At 73.0% G+C, this 13,480-nt stretch carries 14 protein-coding genes; 9 read left to right on the forward strand and 5 right to left on the reverse strand.

All coding sequences use genetic code 11. The annotated features are described in order from the left end of the window. The first annotated feature begins 5 nt into the window (after nucleotides 1–5). The 3 genes from galK to E4198_RS16150 all read left to right on the forward strand — a co-directional run bounded on the left by galK (nucleotide 6) and on the right by E4198_RS16150 (nucleotide 3,629). A complete protein-coding gene (gene galK / locus E4198_RS16140) occupies nucleotides 6–1,148 on the forward strand; it encodes a galactokinase (protein ID WP_136183783.1) in 1,143 nt (380 codons plus the stop codon). A 120-nt stretch (nucleotides 1,149–1,268) separates the two neighbouring features. Continuing rightward, nucleotides 1,269–2,405 carry a DUF4185 domain-containing protein gene (locus tag E4198_RS16145; RefSeq protein ID WP_247597711.1) on the forward strand — a complete coding sequence of 379 codons (1,137 nt, stop codon included), beginning with the start codon at nucleotides 1,269–1,271 and terminating at the stop codon, nucleotides 2,403–2,405. A 360-nt stretch (nucleotides 2,406–2,765) separates the two neighbouring features. After that, nucleotides 2,766–3,629 (forward strand): response regulator transcription factor, encoded by an 864-nt coding sequence (locus tag E4198_RS16150; protein WP_136183784.1) that lies wholly within the window; start codon nucleotides 2,766–2,768, stop codon nucleotides 3,627–3,629. Between the two features lie 49 nt (nucleotides 3,630–3,678). Here the strand turns inward: E4198_RS16150 and E4198_RS16155 are convergent, their stop codons facing one another. Next, nucleotides 3,679–4,176, reverse strand: a complete 498-nt coding sequence (locus E4198_RS16155; RefSeq protein WP_136183785.1) for a MarR family transcriptional regulator — start codon at nucleotides 4,174–4,176, stop codon at nucleotides 3,679–3,681. 72 nt (nucleotides 4,177–4,248) lie between these two features. Between E4198_RS16155 and E4198_RS16160 the strand changes: the two genes are divergently transcribed. The 4 genes from E4198_RS16160 to E4198_RS16175 all read left to right on the forward strand — a co-directional run bounded on the left by E4198_RS16160 (nucleotide 4,249) and on the right by E4198_RS16175 (nucleotide 6,206). Beyond that, the gene (locus E4198_RS16160; protein ID WP_136183786.1) at nucleotides 4,249–5,088 is read left to right on the forward strand and encodes a trans-aconitate 2-methyltransferase; all 840 of its coding nucleotides are present in this window, start codon (nucleotides 4,249–4,251) and stop codon (nucleotides 5,086–5,088) included. Then, nucleotides 5,085–5,456, forward strand: coding sequence for a VOC family protein (locus E4198_RS16165; RefSeq protein WP_136183787.1), 372 nt, complete (start codon nucleotides 5,085–5,087; stop codon nucleotides 5,454–5,456). The genes E4198_RS16160 and E4198_RS16165 overlap by 4 nt, the downstream gene beginning before the upstream one ends. Before the next feature lie 208 nt (nucleotides 5,457–5,664). Further along, the gene (locus E4198_RS16170) at nucleotides 5,665–5,901 is read left to right on the forward strand and encodes a type II toxin-antitoxin system RelE/ParE family toxin (RefSeq protein ID WP_136183788.1); all 237 of its coding nucleotides are present in this window, start codon (nucleotides 5,665–5,667) and stop codon (nucleotides 5,899–5,901) included. After that, nucleotides 5,898–6,206 (forward strand): helix-turn-helix transcriptional regulator, encoded by a 309-nt coding sequence (locus tag E4198_RS16175; protein WP_247597712.1) that lies wholly within the window; start codon nucleotides 5,898–5,900, stop codon nucleotides 6,204–6,206. Before E4198_RS16170 ends, E4198_RS16175 begins: the two co-directional genes overlap by 4 nt. Nucleotides 6,207–6,252: 46 nt before the next feature. Here the strand turns inward: E4198_RS16175 and E4198_RS16180 are convergent, their stop codons facing one another. Both E4198_RS16180 and E4198_RS16185 read right to left on the reverse strand, forming a co-directional pair. Further along, complete coding sequence (locus tag E4198_RS16180) at nucleotides 6,253–6,906, reverse strand: TetR/AcrR family transcriptional regulator (RefSeq protein ID WP_136185421.1); 654 nt, start codon at nucleotides 6,904–6,906, stop codon at nucleotides 6,253–6,255. A gap of 50 nt (nucleotides 6,907–6,956) precedes the next feature. Next, the gene (locus tag E4198_RS16185) at nucleotides 6,957–7,949 is read right to left on the reverse strand and encodes an acyl-CoA desaturase (RefSeq protein WP_136183789.1); all 993 of its coding nucleotides are present in this window, start codon (nucleotides 7,947–7,949) and stop codon (nucleotides 6,957–6,959) included. Nucleotides 7,950–8,398: 449 nt separating this feature from the next. Here E4198_RS16185 and ppc point away from each other — a divergent pair, with 449 nt between their 5' ends. Together ppc and E4198_RS16200 are read left to right on the forward strand one after the other, a co-directional pair. Further along, nucleotides 8,399–11,083, forward strand: a complete 2,685-nt coding sequence (gene ppc / locus E4198_RS16195; RefSeq protein WP_136185422.1) for a phosphoenolpyruvate carboxylase — start codon at nucleotides 8,399–8,401, stop codon at nucleotides 11,081–11,083. Between the two features lie 466 nt (nucleotides 11,084–11,549). Then, nucleotides 11,550–11,852, forward strand: coding sequence for a hypothetical protein (locus E4198_RS16200; RefSeq protein ID WP_136183790.1), 303 nt, complete (start codon nucleotides 11,550–11,552; stop codon nucleotides 11,850–11,852). A gap of 103 nt (nucleotides 11,853–11,955) precedes the next feature. Here the strand turns inward: E4198_RS16200 and E4198_RS16205 are convergent, their stop codons facing one another. After that, the gene (locus tag E4198_RS16205; RefSeq protein ID WP_136183791.1) at nucleotides 11,956–12,678 is read right to left on the reverse strand and encodes an LPXTG cell wall anchor domain-containing protein; all 723 of its coding nucleotides are present in this window, start codon (nucleotides 12,676–12,678) and stop codon (nucleotides 11,956–11,958) included. Nucleotides 12,679–12,941: 263 nt separating this feature from the next. Beyond that, nucleotides 12,942–13,445 carry a hypothetical protein gene (locus E4198_RS16210; protein WP_136183792.1) on the reverse strand — a complete coding sequence of 168 codons (504 nt, stop codon included), beginning with the start codon at nucleotides 13,443–13,445 and terminating at the stop codon, nucleotides 12,942–12,944. Nucleotides 13,446–13,480 lie beyond the last annotated feature (35 nt).

Here is a 13,480-nt window from a genome sequence, read left to right on the forward strand (position 1 = left end):
GAGGGATGACCTTCCGCGAGGTATACGGGGGCGCGCCGGACGGCGTGTGGGCGGCGCCCGGCCGGGTCAACCTGATCGGTGAACACACCGACTACAACGACGGCTTCGTGCTGCCGCTGGCCCTCCCCCACACCACGCGGGTCGCCGCGGCACGGCGGAACGACGGCGTGCTGCGGCTGCACTCCGCGCAGACGGGCGGCGCTGCGGCTCCGGTCGAACTGCGCCTCGACATGCTCGACCCGGCCGCCGCCGACGGCTGGGCCGCCTACCCGGCCGGGGTCGTCTGGGCGCTGCGCGAGGCCGGCCACCCGGTGGGTGGAGCCGACCTGCACGTCGACTCCACCGTGCCGACCGGCGCCGGGCTGTCCTCCTCCGCCGCCCTGGAGGTCGCCACCGGCCTCGCGCTGAACGACCTGTACGGCCTCGGGCTCGACCCCGCGCGGCTCGCCGGATTCTGCCGCCGCGCGGAGAACGCCTACGTGGGCGTGCCCTGCGGGATCATGGACCAGATGGCCTCGGCCTGCTGCACCGGGGGCCACGCCCTGTACCTGGACACCCGCGACCTCACCGGCCGCCAGGTCCCTCTCGACCTGGCCGCACACCGGCTGCGGCTGCTGGTCGTCGACACCCGGGTGCAGCACTCCCTCGGAGACGGCGCCTACGCCGAACGCCGGTCCGGCTGCGAGGAGGGCGCCCGCCGGCTCGGCGTGTCCGCGCTGCGCGACGTGACCGTCGAGGAGCTGGGCGTGGCGTCGGCCCGCCTGGACGACGAGCCCACCCTGTGGCGCCTGGTGCGGCACGTCGTCACCGAGAACCGGCGGGTCCAGGAGACGATCGCGCTGCTCGACGCACGGGACGTCCGCGCCGTCGGACCGGTCCTCACCGCCGGACACGCCTCGCTGCGGGACGACTTCGCCGTCTCCTGCCCCGAACTCGACCTGGCCGTCGACACCGCCCTGGAGGCGGGCGCGCTGGGCGCACGGATGACCGGCGGCGGCTTCGGCGGCTCCGCGATCGTGCTGCTCGACGAGGCGCTGACCGCCAAGGTCGGCGACGCGGTGACGGAGGCGTTCGCCGCCGCGGGCCACCGCTCGCCCCGCCTCTTCGACGCGGTCCCGTCCCCGGGCGCCCACCGCGTGCCGCCGTAGCCGGGGCGTGCGGCCGGCCGGGGGTCCCTCGGGCGAAGGTGTCGGCGTGCGCGGGCCGTTGACGGCGTCCGGGCTCCGCTGGAAGCTCCCGGGGACGACCGGCCCCACACGGGAGGACACATGGTGAGCGACGGTTCGGCGCGACGGAGTACCGGCGGCAGAGGCGACGGCACGGACGGACGGCGCGGGCTGAGCCGCAAGGCGTTCCTCCGCGCGACCGCCGGGGCGGCCCTCGGCGGCGCGGCGGCACTCGGCACGGCGGGCGGCGCACACGCCGCCGACATCCAGGCGTTGCAGGTCACGAAGATCAAGGACCTGACCGGCCCCGGGCTGACCACCCGCTTCCGGATGGAGGCCACCGACCTCGGCATCCCGGCGCGGACGCCCGACGGACGGACGCTGTTCGTCTTCGGTGACACCTTCGAGCAGGCCAGCGTCGGCGGCGGCTGGTGGCGCTCGCCCGTCGCGCTGTGGTCGGAGACCACCGACCTCGACGCCGGGGTGACCTGGTCCGGCGCCCACGGAGGCGCCGCCGCCGAACAGTTGTGGTTCTACGAGCACAACAACCCGGTGTTCTCCACGGTGCTGCCCTCCGACGTGATCACCATCGGCGGCACCATGTACCTGCACGCCATGGTCAACAAAGGCCTCGGCAACGTCGTGTGGACGGAGATCTGGCGCTCCGACGACTCCGGCACGAGCTGGCAGCACACCGGTGCGAAGTTCCCCGCGAACCACGCCGGGGGACTGTTCCAGCTGCTGACCTGGGGCCGGGGGAACGACGGCTACGTGTACGTCTTCTCGACGGGTTTCCAGCGCGACAAGCCGCTGATCCTCCACCGGGTGCGGGAGGATCGCCTCCCTGACCTCGCGGCGTACGAGCCGTGGGGCTGGCGGGACGGCGTGTGGGCGTGGGGCCACGCGCCGACGCCGGTGCTGGAGGGCCGGTTCGGCGAGCTGTGCCTGCGTCCGCTGGGCGGCAAGTGGCTGCTCACCTGGTTCAACGCCGGCGACTACCGCATCGACGGCATCCTCATGGACTACCCGACCTCCAACCTCCACACCGCGCACCGCCGCACCCTGGTGTGGGGCGGTCAGTGGGGCCAGGAGGACGACGCGCACGTGGCCCAGCTCTACGGCGGCTACGTCATCCCCGGCTCGACGCTCACCGACCTCCACCTGGCCGTCAGCCAGTGGAACACCGCGCAGGGCTGGCCGTACCGGGTGATGCAGCACCGGGTGCGCGGCTTCGTGTGAGGCGAGCGAAGGGGCCGGCGCAAGGGCGCGCGAAGGGGTGGCGTGAGGCGCGTGGCGTGCCCCGGCGTCGTGTGAGGGGCGGGGCGCGCGCGGTGCCGGGCCCGGCGGGCGGGCTGGTCGCGGCAGAGTGTGGGGAACCGGTCAGTTTCGCGGTTTGCCTTCCCTCTCCGGCTCCCCGCCGTAGGGTGGACCCTTGTGCACCGCGCCGATGGGGGTCTGCGGGTGCGTTCGTCAGGGGGCGAGACAACCGGGGGCGTCACCCGGACACGGGAGAGCGGCGGTACGTGAGACCGGCGGCGGCCGGGGTGTCGTTGTGTCCTCGTACCGGGTGACGCGTCCGCACCGTCATGGGGGCGACACATGCAACGGATCCGTGTCCTGGTGGTCGACGATCACCGGATATTCGCCGAGTCCTTGGCCGCGGCGCTGGCCGCCGAGCAGGACGTCGAGGTCACCGCTGTGGGCAGCGGCGCGGCAGCCGTACACACACTTGAGCGCGGCGCGGCCGAAGGGCGCCGTTTCGCCGTGCTGCTGGTCGACGCGCACCTGAGCGGCCCCGGACCCGCCCCGCCCGCGGACGAGTCGTCGTCCGCCGCCCCGCCACCGCCCGGACCCTCCGGGGCCGCGCCGCTGGCGATCCCGTCGCCGCGCAGCGAACTCACGCCCGGTCAGCTCGCCGGCGGCCGGGACGGGTCGCCCGGCGCCGGACAGGGCTCCGCCGCCGCGGGCCCGGGCGGCCTGACGCTGCTGGCCCGGATGTGCACCGCGCACCCCGGGCTGCGCGCGGTCGTCCTCGCCGAACGCGACGATCCCGCCGTGGCCGCCGCCGCCCTCCAGGCGGGCGCCTGCGGCTGGGTGGCCAAGGACAGTTCGCTGAGCCGCCTGCTGCACGTGGTGCGCGGCGTGCTCAAGGGGGAGACGCATCTGCCGCCGCTGCTCCTCACCGGTGTGCTGGAGGAGCTGACCGCGTCGCGCGAGCACCGCTCGGAGAGCGAACGGCTGGTCCATGCGCTGACGCCCCGTGAGTACGAGGTGCTGCGGTGCATGGTGGCCGGGCTGGGCCGCAAGGCCGTGGCCGAACGGCTCTACCTCTCCCCGCGCACGGTGCGCACCCACATGCAGAACGTGTTGGGCAAGCTGGGCGTCCACTCCACTCTCGCCGCCGTCGCTCTGGCACGCCGCGCCGGCGTGCCGCCGGCCGGCCCGGACGCGGCGGATTCCTGACGGCACCCGGCGGCGCGGTGTCTGCCGGGCCGCTGTCGCGGAGGACGGCTCAGATCGGCGTGTTGTCGAAGGGGGCGGTGAGCTGGCGGAGGAGGTCGGCGAGTTCGCCGCGCTGAGTGTGGGACAGCTCCGCCAGGATCGCCCGCTCCTGGTCCAGCAGGCCGGCCAGGGCGCTGTCCGCGCGGTGGCGGCCGTCGGCGGTCAGGCGCACCAGGACCCCGCGCCGGTCGCTGGGGTCGGGCAGCCGCTCGACGAGGCCCTTCTTGGCGAGCCGGTCGATGCGGTTGGTCATGGTGCCGGACGTGACCAGCGTCTGGGTGAGTAGCTGGCCGGGGGACAGCTGGTAGGGCGTGCCCGCGCGGCGCAGTGCCGTCAGTACGTCAAACTCCCACGGCTCCAGGCCGTGTTCCGCGAACGCGATCCGCCGTGCCCGGTCCAGGTGCCGGGCGAGCCTGCTGACGCGGCTGAGCACCTCCAGCGGTTCCACGTCGAGGTCCGGGCGCTCCCGGCGCCATGCTGAAACCAGTCGGTCGACCTCGTCCTCCATGGAGATCAGTGTAATAGTTCTGTCGACATGAAGTCTCTTGACGTCGAGATAGTTGGGGTGGATGATCGCCTCATGGAGACGCCGGACGCCCAGGAAGCCCGAGCCGCCCCGGACTGGGACCCCGCACAGTACGCCCGCTATGCGGACCACCGCACCCGCCCGCTGCGGGACCTCCTCGCCCGTGTGCCCGACCCTCCGCCGGGGCGCGCCGACGCGCCGCGCGTGGCCGACCTCGGCTGCGGCCCGGGCGCGCCGACCGCTCTCCTCGCAGAGCGGTGGCCCGCCGCGCACATCACCGGCTACGACAGCTCGCCGGCCATGCTGGCGCGGGCGGCGGCCTACGCCGGTCCGACCGCGGGCGGCGGCACGCTCGGCTTCGTCCACGCCGACCTCGCCGACTGGCGCCCCGTCCAGCCGCACGACGTGCTCTTCTCCAACGCCGCCCTCCAGTGGTGGCCGGGCCACCCCGAAGCCCTCCCCGCCTACGTCGACGCCCTCGTCCCCGGCGGCACGCTGGCCTTCCAGGTCCCCGGCAACTTCGACGCCCCCAGTCACGTCCTGCTGCACGAACTGCGCAACACCCCGCGCTGGCGCGACCGCCTCGGCGCTCCCGCACGCACGGACGCGGTCCTGCAGCCCGCCGCATACGCTGCCGCCCTGGCGCCGCTCGGCTGCGACGTCGACGCCTGGGAGACCACCTACGTGCAGATCCTGCACGGCGAGGACGCGGTGCTGGAATGGACGAAGGGCACCGCACTGCGGCCGGTGCTCGGCAGGCTCGCCGACGACCCGCAGGCGTACGACGCCTTCCTCGCCGAGTACGCCGCCGCGCTCCGCGCCGCCTACCCGCCCACCCCGCACGGCACCCTCTTCCCCTTCCGCCGCGTCTTCGTCGTGGCGGTCCGCCGATGACCGGCTTCGCCCTGGACGCACTCGACCACGTGCAGCTCGCCCTGCCGCCGGGCGGCGAGGAGGCGGCACGCGCGTACTACGCCGGCGTCCTCGGTATGACGGAGAAGCCCAAGCCCGCCGCCCTCGCCGCGCGGGGCGGCTGCTGGTTCCGGAGCGGCGCCGTCGAACTGCACCTCGGCGTCGAGCAGGGCTTCCTCCCCGCCCGCACGGCCCACCCCGGCATCCAGATCCGCGGCCTCGATGCCCTCGCCGCGCGACTGACGGCGTACGGCGCCCCGGTGACCTGGGACGACGCGATCCCCGGCCGCCGCCGCTTCCACACCACGGACCCCTTCGGCAACCGCCTCGAATTCCTCGAGGACACCTGACCGCCGAACCTTCGACGCGTCCGCCGAGACCTCGAAAGAGTGACAAGAGCCCCGGAAGCGCTCTCCGGGGCGGGCGCCTCCCATAGCGTTTGTGCTATGGAAGGGGGTACCGTCGAACTCGATCCGGAGGCCGAAGCGTGGCTGGACGGCTGGACGACAAGCGTTGGGCTCAGGCGTTGTTCCACCTGGATCTGCTGGAGAGCGCGGCGTGCACCTGGGCGAGCCGTACACCCGGCAGCTCGACGGGAAGCACCGCGAACTGCGCTTCTACTGCCGCGGTCGGCGGGTGCGTATCACGTACTGGATCGCCCCTCACCGACGCATCGTGATACTCACGGTGTTCCCCAAGGCCCGGATGCGTGAGTTCGCCGGGATCGAGCGGGCGCGGCAGGCGCTCAAGCGCTGCCAGGCTGAGCAGCACACGGCCGAGGAGGAGGTCCGGTGACCGGAGAGACACGACGTGCGGGGCTGGCGAAGGCGCGGCGAACGCGTCCGGTCGCGGCCGAGGTCAGGGATGAGTACGCCGCAACCCGGCTGCGCCACGAGCTCGGATTCGCCGTGCGCACGCGTCGGATCGAACTCGGTCTGTCGCAGGAGGAGGTCGGGCGGCGCGCTCACATGACGCAGTCGGCGGTGGCCCGGTTCGAAGCCGGTGGGACGGTGCCCAGTCTGCCGGTCCTGGACCGGCTGGCCGGGGCGCTGCAACTCGACCTGCGCGTCGAGATGACGCCGCACGCCGCAGGCGCCTGACCCCCGCGCGCCCTCCGCCCGGCGGGCTCCGCCGGGCGGAGGGCGGTCAGGACTTGCGGTGGCCGATGAGGCGGGGTTTCTGCTCCATGCCGTGCAGGCCGTGCCAGGCGAGGTTGACCAGGTGGGCGGCGACCTCGGCCTTCTTCGGCTTGCGGACGTTCAGCCACCACTGCCCGGTGAGCGCCACCATGCCCACCAGTGCCTGCGCGTACAGCGGCGACAGCTTCGGGTCGAAGCCGCGCATCTTGAACTCGCGGCCCAGGATGTCCTCGACCTGTGTGGCGATGTCGCTGATCAGCGAGGCGAAGGTGCCGGTGGACTGCGTGACGGGCGAGTCGCGTACCAGGATGCGGAAGCCGTCGGTGTACTGCTCGATGTAGTCCAGCAGCGCGAACGCCGCCTGCTCCAGCAGCTCCCGCGGGTGGCCGCCGGTCAGCGCGCCCGTCACCATGTCGAGGAGCTGCCGCATCTCGCGGTCCACGACCACCGCGTACAGGCCCTCCTTGCCGCCGAAGTGCTCGTAGACGACAGGCTTGGACACCCCCGCCTTGTGCGCGATCTCCTCCACCGACGTCGCTTCGAACCCGCGCTCGGCGAACAGTGAGCGGCCGATGTCGAGCAACTGCTCCCGGCGCTCCTTGCCCGTCATGCGTCTGCGGGCCCGTCGGGAGGTCGGAGCCGCGCCCGGCTTGGGGGATATGTCCTGCGGGCTGACGTGGTTCGCGCGGTCGTCGGTCGGCACGGACACCATCATGCCGCTTCGGCGGCACGCTCCTGGCGGCGGGAGTCGATTCGGTCCCGCTTGGGCCAGCGCACGTCGTACGCCCAGCCCAGCTTTTCGAACCAGCGGATGATCCGCGCGCTGGAGTCCAACTGCCCGCGCAGCACGCCGTGACGTGCGCACGTCGGGTCGGCGTGGTGCAGGTTGTGCCACGACTCGCCGCACGAGAGGACCGCCAGCCACCACACGTTGCCCGACTTGTCCCGGGACTTGAACGGCCGCTTGCCGACTGCGTGGCAGATCGAGTTGATCGACCACGTGACGTGGTGCAGCAGCGCCACTCGTACGAGTGAACCCCAGAAGAAAGCGGTCAGCGCGCCCTGCCAGGACCACGTGGCCAGGCCCCCGATCAGCGGCGGCAGCAGCAGCGACACCGCCGTCCACAGCACGAACTGCCGCGAGACCGCCCGGATGGCGGGGTCCCTGACCAGGTCCGGGGCGTACTTCTGCTGGGACGTCTGCTCCTCGTCGAACATCCAGCCCACGTGGGCCCACCACAGGCCCTTCATCAGCGCCGGCACGGTCTCGCCGTACCGCCAAGGGGAGTGCGGGTCGCCCTCGGCGTCGGAGAACTTGTGGTGCTTGCGGTGGTCGGCCACCCAGCGCACCAGCGGGCCCTCCACGGCGAGCGAGCCCATCACCGCGAGCGCGATCCGCAGGGGCCGCTTCGCCTTGAACGAGCCGTGCGTGAAGTAGCGGTGGAAACCGATCGTGATGCCGTGGCAGCCGATGTAGTACATGGCCACGAGCAGCCCCAGATCCAGCCAGCTCACGCCCCAGCCCCAGGCCAGCGGGACCGCCGCGAGCAGTGCGAGGAAGGGGAGGACGATGAAGGCCAGCAGGGCGACCTGCTCGATCGACCGCCGCTGCTCGCCGCCCAGCGTGGCGAGCTCGGCGGGCGCGGTGGGGGAAGCCGTTCGGGAGCTCGGATCCTTTTCGAGTACGTTCGGGCCAGGAGTCATGGTGCTGTCCCTCGGGGAGCGGGGGCGGGGGGTCAGAGCGTGCGGGGAGTGGCGGTCCGGGGCCCCGGCGGGGGGACGACGCCGTCTTCACCACACGCCCCAGCAGGCTACGGAACCGTAACCTACGGCGTCGTAAGTATGGCAGCCCTCAGCGACGGGGCAACAGGGCCGGTGTGCCCACTCAGCGTGACCGGCACCCGGACACCTGCCACGGCCCCGGAGGCGGCGGCCTATCCTGTACGGCGTCGGACAGCGCGGTCCGTGACCAGCCGGAAGCACACCGGAAAGCCCATCCGCTTGCCAAGGAGCCCGCACCCGTGAGCAGTGCCGACAGCGATACCGCCGGCGACACCACCAGCCGGCCGGAGGAGACTGACAACCCCGGCAGCCCCGACCGCGCCGACCTCGCCGACCTCGCCGACAACGCCGACAACGCCGACAACACAGCCCTGCGTGCCGACATCCGGCGCCTCGGCGACCTGCTCGGCGAGACCCTCGTACGCCAGGAAGGGGCCGAGCTGCTCGATCTCGTCGAGCGGGTCCGCGCCCTCACCCGCAGTGACGGCGAGGCCGCCGCTGCCCTCCTGGGCCGCACCGACCTGGAGACCGCCACCAAGCTCGTGCGCGCCTTCTCCATCTACTTCCACCTCGCCAACGTCACCGAGCAGGTGCACCGAGGCCGGGAGCTGCGGGTCCGCCGCGCGGCGGAGGGCGGCCTGCTCTCCCGCACCGCCGACATGCTCAAGGACGCCGACGCGGAGCACCTGCGGGAGACCGCCCGCAACCTCGGTGTCCGGCCCGTCTTCACCGCCCACCCCACCGAAGCCGCCCGCCGGTCCGTCCTCACCAAGCTCCGCAAGATCGCCGAACTGCTCGACGCCGACGAGAACGACCGCCGCCGCACCGACCTGCGCCTCGCCGAGAACATCGACCTGGTCTGGCAGACCGACGAGCTGCGCGTCGCCCGCCCCGAGCCCGCCGACGAGGCCCGCAACGCCGTCTACTACCTCGACGAACTGCACTCCGGCGCCGTTGGCGACGTCCTTGAGGACCTGTCCGCAGAACTCGAACGGGCCGGCGCGCCGCTGCCGCCCGGAAGCCGCCCGCTGACCTTCGGCACCTGGATCGGCGGCGACCGCGACGGCAACCCCAACGTCACCCCCCAGGTCACTTGGGACGTGCTGCTGCTCCAGCACGAACACGGCATCACCGACGCCCTGCAGCACGTCGACGAACTCCGCGGTGCGCTCTCCAACTCGGTCCGCAACAGCGGCGCCACCGCCGAACTGCTCGACTCCCTGGAGGCCGACCTCGAACGGCTCCCCGAGATCAGCCCCCGCTACAAGCGGCTCAACGCCGAGGAGCCCTACCGGCTCAAGGCCACCTGCATCCGGCAGAAGCTCCTCAACACCCGCGACCGGCTCGCCGCCGACGCCCCGCACGCCCCCGGCCGCGACTACCTGGGCACCGGCGAACTCCTCGCCGACCTCACCCTGCTCCAGACCTCGCTGCGTGCACACAAGGGCGGCCTCGTCGCCGACGGACACCTCGAACGGCTGCTGCGCACCCTCGCCGCGTTCGGCCTCCAGCTCGCCACCATGGACGTCCGCGAGCACGCAGAAGCCCACCACCACGCACTCGGCCAGCTCTTCGACCGGCTCGGCGAGGAGTCCTGGCGCTACCTCGACATGCCTCGCGACTACCGGCAGAAGCTGCTCGCCAAGGAGCTCCGCTCACGTCGCCCCCTGGCCCCCAGCCCCGCCCCGCTGGACGACGCGGGCGCCCGCACCCTCGGCGTCTTCCAGACCGTCCGCCGCGCCCTGGACACCTTCGGGCCCGAGGTCGTCGAGTCCTACATCCTCTCCATGTGCCAGGGCGCCGACGACGTCTTCGCCGCCGCCGTCCTCGCCCGCGAGGCCGGGCTGATCGACCTGCACGCCGGCTGGGCCCGCATCGGCATCGTCCCGCTGCTGGAGACCACGGACGAGCTGAAGATCGCCGACGAACTGCTCGACGCCCTGCTGTCCGACCCCTCCTACCGGCGGCTCGTCGCCCTGCGGGGCGACCGGCAGGAGGTCATGCTCGGCTATTCCGACTCCTCCAAGTTCGGCGGCATCACCACCTCCCAGTGGGAGATCCACCGCGCACAGCGCCGACTCCGCGACGTCGCACACCGCCACGGTGTGCGCCTCCGCCTCTTCCACGGCCGTGGCGGCACCGTCGGCCGCGGCGGCGGTCCCACCCACGACGCGATCCTCGCCCAGCCCTGGGGCACCCTCGAGGGCGAGATCAAGGTCACCGAACAGGGCGAGGTCATCTCCGACAAGTACCTGGTGCCGTCCCTGGCCCGCGAGAACCTCGAACTGACCGTCGCGGCCACCCTCCAGGCCTCCGCGCTGCACACCGCGCCGCGCCAGTCCGACGAGGCCCTGGCCCGCTGGGACGCCGCCATGGACACCGTCTCCGACGCCGCTCACACCGCGTACCGCGCGCTGGTGCAGGACCCCGACCTGCCCGCGTACTTCTTCGCGTCCACCCCCGTCGACCAGCTCGCCGAACTCCACCTCGGCTCCCGCCCCTCGCGCCGCCCCGACAGCGGCAAGGGACTCGAGGGTCTCCGTGCCATCCCGTGGGTCTTCGGCTGGACGCAGTCCCGGCAGATCGTGCCCGGCTGGTACGGCGTCGGCACCGGCCTGCGCGCCGCCCGGGAGGCCGGCCTCGACGCCGTGCTCGACGAGGCCTACGCGCACTGGCACTTCTTCCGCAACTTCCTCTCCAATGTCGAGATGACGCTCGCCAAGACCGACCTGCGGATCGCCCGCCACTACGTCGACACCCTCGTCCCCGGCGAGCTGCGGCACGTCTTCGCCACCATCGAGGCCGAACACGCCCTCACCGTCACCGAGGTGCTCCGCATCACCGGCGAGGACAAGCTGCTCGACGCCAATCCCGTACTCCGGCAGACCTTCCAGATCCGCGACGCCTACCTCGACCCGATCTCCTACCTCCAGGTCGCCCTGCTGGACCGTCAACGGCAGGCCGCCGAACGGGAGGAGGAGCCCGACCCCGACCTGAGCCGAGCCCTGCTGCTCACCGTCAACGGTGTCGCGGCCGGGCTGCGCAACACTGGTTAACGGGTACCCAACAGGTCCGTACCGAGGCGCCGTTCACCCCCGGGATGGGCGGCGCCTCGCCGTGCGGGCGGACCAGGGACGGGCCCCACCACACCCGCGGCGACGTGCGCGAACCGTTCGAAAGTGGCAACGTGCTGCAACTCCACGGGCCTTGAGAAAGCCCTCGGTGGCAGGGACCTGCCATGCTTAACAGTTCACTAGGGCGGCCTGGGGTGGCAGGGTCCTGTACTGCCGGGACCACACAGGAACCGGTGCGGTAGACCGAACCGCGTGGCGCCCCGAAGGCCGCCGCCCAGGGCCGACCACCCTGAGCGGCGGCCTCCCCCTCACGCTCCGCCCGTCCGGACGCCGACCAACGCCCGGACGGGCGGAGCAACCACACCCCCGTCCCCCTCCCACCCCACGAACCCCCATCCCCCGACACACCTCGCGAACCGCCCTCCGCCGGGGCGTCATGGAGGTAGCTGTGAAAGCTCTGGCACTCACCGGAGTCGGCATAGGTCTGTGCGGCGTCGCCGCGCTCGCCTCACCCCTGGTGACCCTCGTCCTCGCCGGCGGTCGCACCCGCCCGGCCACCACGACCGGCCCGCTCCTCGACGACCTCGTCGCCGCGGCCGAACGCAGCCGAACCGAACGCAGCCGAACCGACGGCGACAGCGCGAGCGGCCAACCCGCACCGCACCGCAGCGGCGGCATCATGCTCCCGCCCGGCACCGCCGGTACGCCCGGCGCGCTGCCCTTCATCCCCGCCCAGCGCACCAGGCGCTGACGGGCGCACACCACACCCCGCCGCGCACACCGCGCCGGCACACCGGTCAGGGCGCCGCTCCACGGGGGAGCGGCGCCCTGACTCATGCCATGGCCTGCCGCGCTCAGCGCCGCCGCGCACGCCCTTCCCGGCGGCGCAGCACGAGATACGTGCCTGCGCCCAGCAGCGACGCCCCGGCCGCCGCCAACGCGCCGGCCGGAACCTCCGAGCCCGTCTCCGCCAGATCCCCGGAACGCTCGTCCGAACCGTTCGGCGTGGGCCCCGCGCCCCCGTCCGCGGCGGGTTCGGTGGCGGTGGGCGTCGAGGTGGTCGCCGAGCCCGAGTCGCCGTCCGCGGTCTCCGCGTCCTCTCCACCCGCGCCCGGCTCCGCCGACGCGGACGGAGACGGAGGAACGGACGCCTGCGGCCCGTCCGCGGTCTCCTCCTCCGGCACACCGTCGCAGTCCACCTCGAACGCCCGGCGGCCGCTGCCCTCGCCGTCGGCCCCCCGCTGGTCCCACACCAGCCGGTAGCGGCCTTCATCCAGCGCCAGATCACCGCTCCGCCCGGAGCCCGCTCCGTCCAGCAGCAGCTCACCCGTCTCGGCCACCGTGCCGGTAGCCCGCTCCACGACCTTCCAGCCGACCTGCTGCCGTCCGTCGAAACCCACCGCGGCCAGGAAGAACGAACAGACCCGACGGTCCTCTCCCGCCAACTGCCGACCCGAGGCGGCGTCGTGCATCCGCACCGTGCCGGAACCGTGCGGGGACGCGAACGCGGCGGGAACCCACAGCAGCGAAGCCGCTGCGGCAACCGTCACCGCGGACGCCGAAGAAAGGGCGCGCATGGGCATACCAACTTCGGGTGAAGAAGAGGGGGCTCGCGAGGGGGATGCGCGAGATACGTGACCGGCACAGCTTCCGGCTCCGCCCGGAGTCCGGTCAAGCGGGAACTGTCCCACTGGTCCGCTTACGTCACCGCTGCACCATTGGCGAGGCATAACGATCCAGTGTCGAGCCCGCCGGCGCCGCCGGTCAACGCCGCCACACCGCCAACACCCCCCGCCGCACGCTCCCCTGACGTGACCTCACGGACAGCCGCGAGGTCACGTCACAACAGCACGAACGCCCCCACCATCACGGCCGCGCCCAGCAGCCCGGCCACCCACCCCGTACGCCGCATCCGCAGCCCGCCCGCCAGTACCAGCGACGCCAGCAGCAGTCCGCCCGCCAACGGCACCCACGCGAACAGCACGCCGGCGGCATCCGTACGCACCGCCTCACCCTCCGCAAGCAGCGCGACCTCCAGCCGCTCACCGCCGCCGTCCGCAACCTGCGCGGCCACCCACACCCCGTCGCGCCGAGCACCCCCGCCCTCCGGCGTGAACACACCCGGGCAGCGATCCTCGCCACACCGCTCGACGACCAGCGTCCCCCGCTCGGCCACGCCCGCACGCATCGCCGGCTGCGCCGAGTCCCACGAGGCCCACGCGCCCGCCACCACCAGCAGCAGCGCCAACAGCGCCATGAAGGTGTTCTTGAGCACCAGCAGGAGCCCGTACGCGCTCTCACCGGCGCGGCGGACGCGGCTGCGTCTCACGGTGCTGTGGGGCATGGCGCGATACTCAGCCATTCCGCCCCCCAGGTCAA

Origin of the sequence: Streptomyces sp. RKND-216 (assembly GCF_004795255.1) — a bacterium.
Lineage (GTDB): Bacteria > Actinomycetota > Actinomycetes > Streptomycetales > Streptomycetaceae > Streptomyces > Streptomyces hazeniae.

What these genes read in the sequence shown, in the direction of transcription:
- E4198_RS16160 (WP_136183786.1), top strand. Translation starts at nt 4,249, where the DNA reads ATGGAGACGCCGGACGCCCAGGAAGCCCGAGCCGCCCCGGACTGGGAC.
- E4198_RS16165 (WP_136183787.1), top strand. Translation starts at nt 5,085, where the DNA reads ATGACCGGCTTCGCCCTGGACGCACTCGACCACGTGCAGCTCGCCCTG.
- E4198_RS16145 (WP_247597711.1), top strand. Translation starts at nt 1,269, where the DNA reads ATGGTGAGCGACGGTTCGGCGCGACGGAGTACCGGCGGCAGAGGCGAC.
- E4198_RS16155 (WP_136183785.1), bottom strand. Translation starts at nt 4,176, where the DNA reads ATGGAGGACGAGGTCGACCGACTGGTTTCAGCATGGCGCCGGGAGCGC.
- E4198_RS16210 (WP_136183792.1), bottom strand. Translation starts at nt 13,445, where the DNA reads ATGCCCCACAGCACCGTGAGACGCAGCCGCGTCCGCCGCGCCGGTGAG.
- E4198_RS16205 (WP_136183791.1), bottom strand. Translation starts at nt 12,678, where the DNA reads ATGCGCGCCCTTTCTTCGGCGTCCGCGGTGACGGTTGCCGCAGCGGCT.
- E4198_RS16150 (WP_136183784.1), top strand. Translation starts at nt 2,766, where the DNA reads ATGCAACGGATCCGTGTCCTGGTGGTCGACGATCACCGGATATTCGCC.
- E4198_RS16185 (WP_136183789.1), bottom strand. Translation starts at nt 7,949, where the DNA reads ATGACTCCTGGCCCGAACGTACTCGAAAAGGATCCGAGCTCCCGAACG.
- galK (WP_136183783.1), top strand. Translation starts at nt 6, where the DNA reads ATGACCTTCCGCGAGGTATACGGGGGCGCGCCGGACGGCGTGTGGGCG.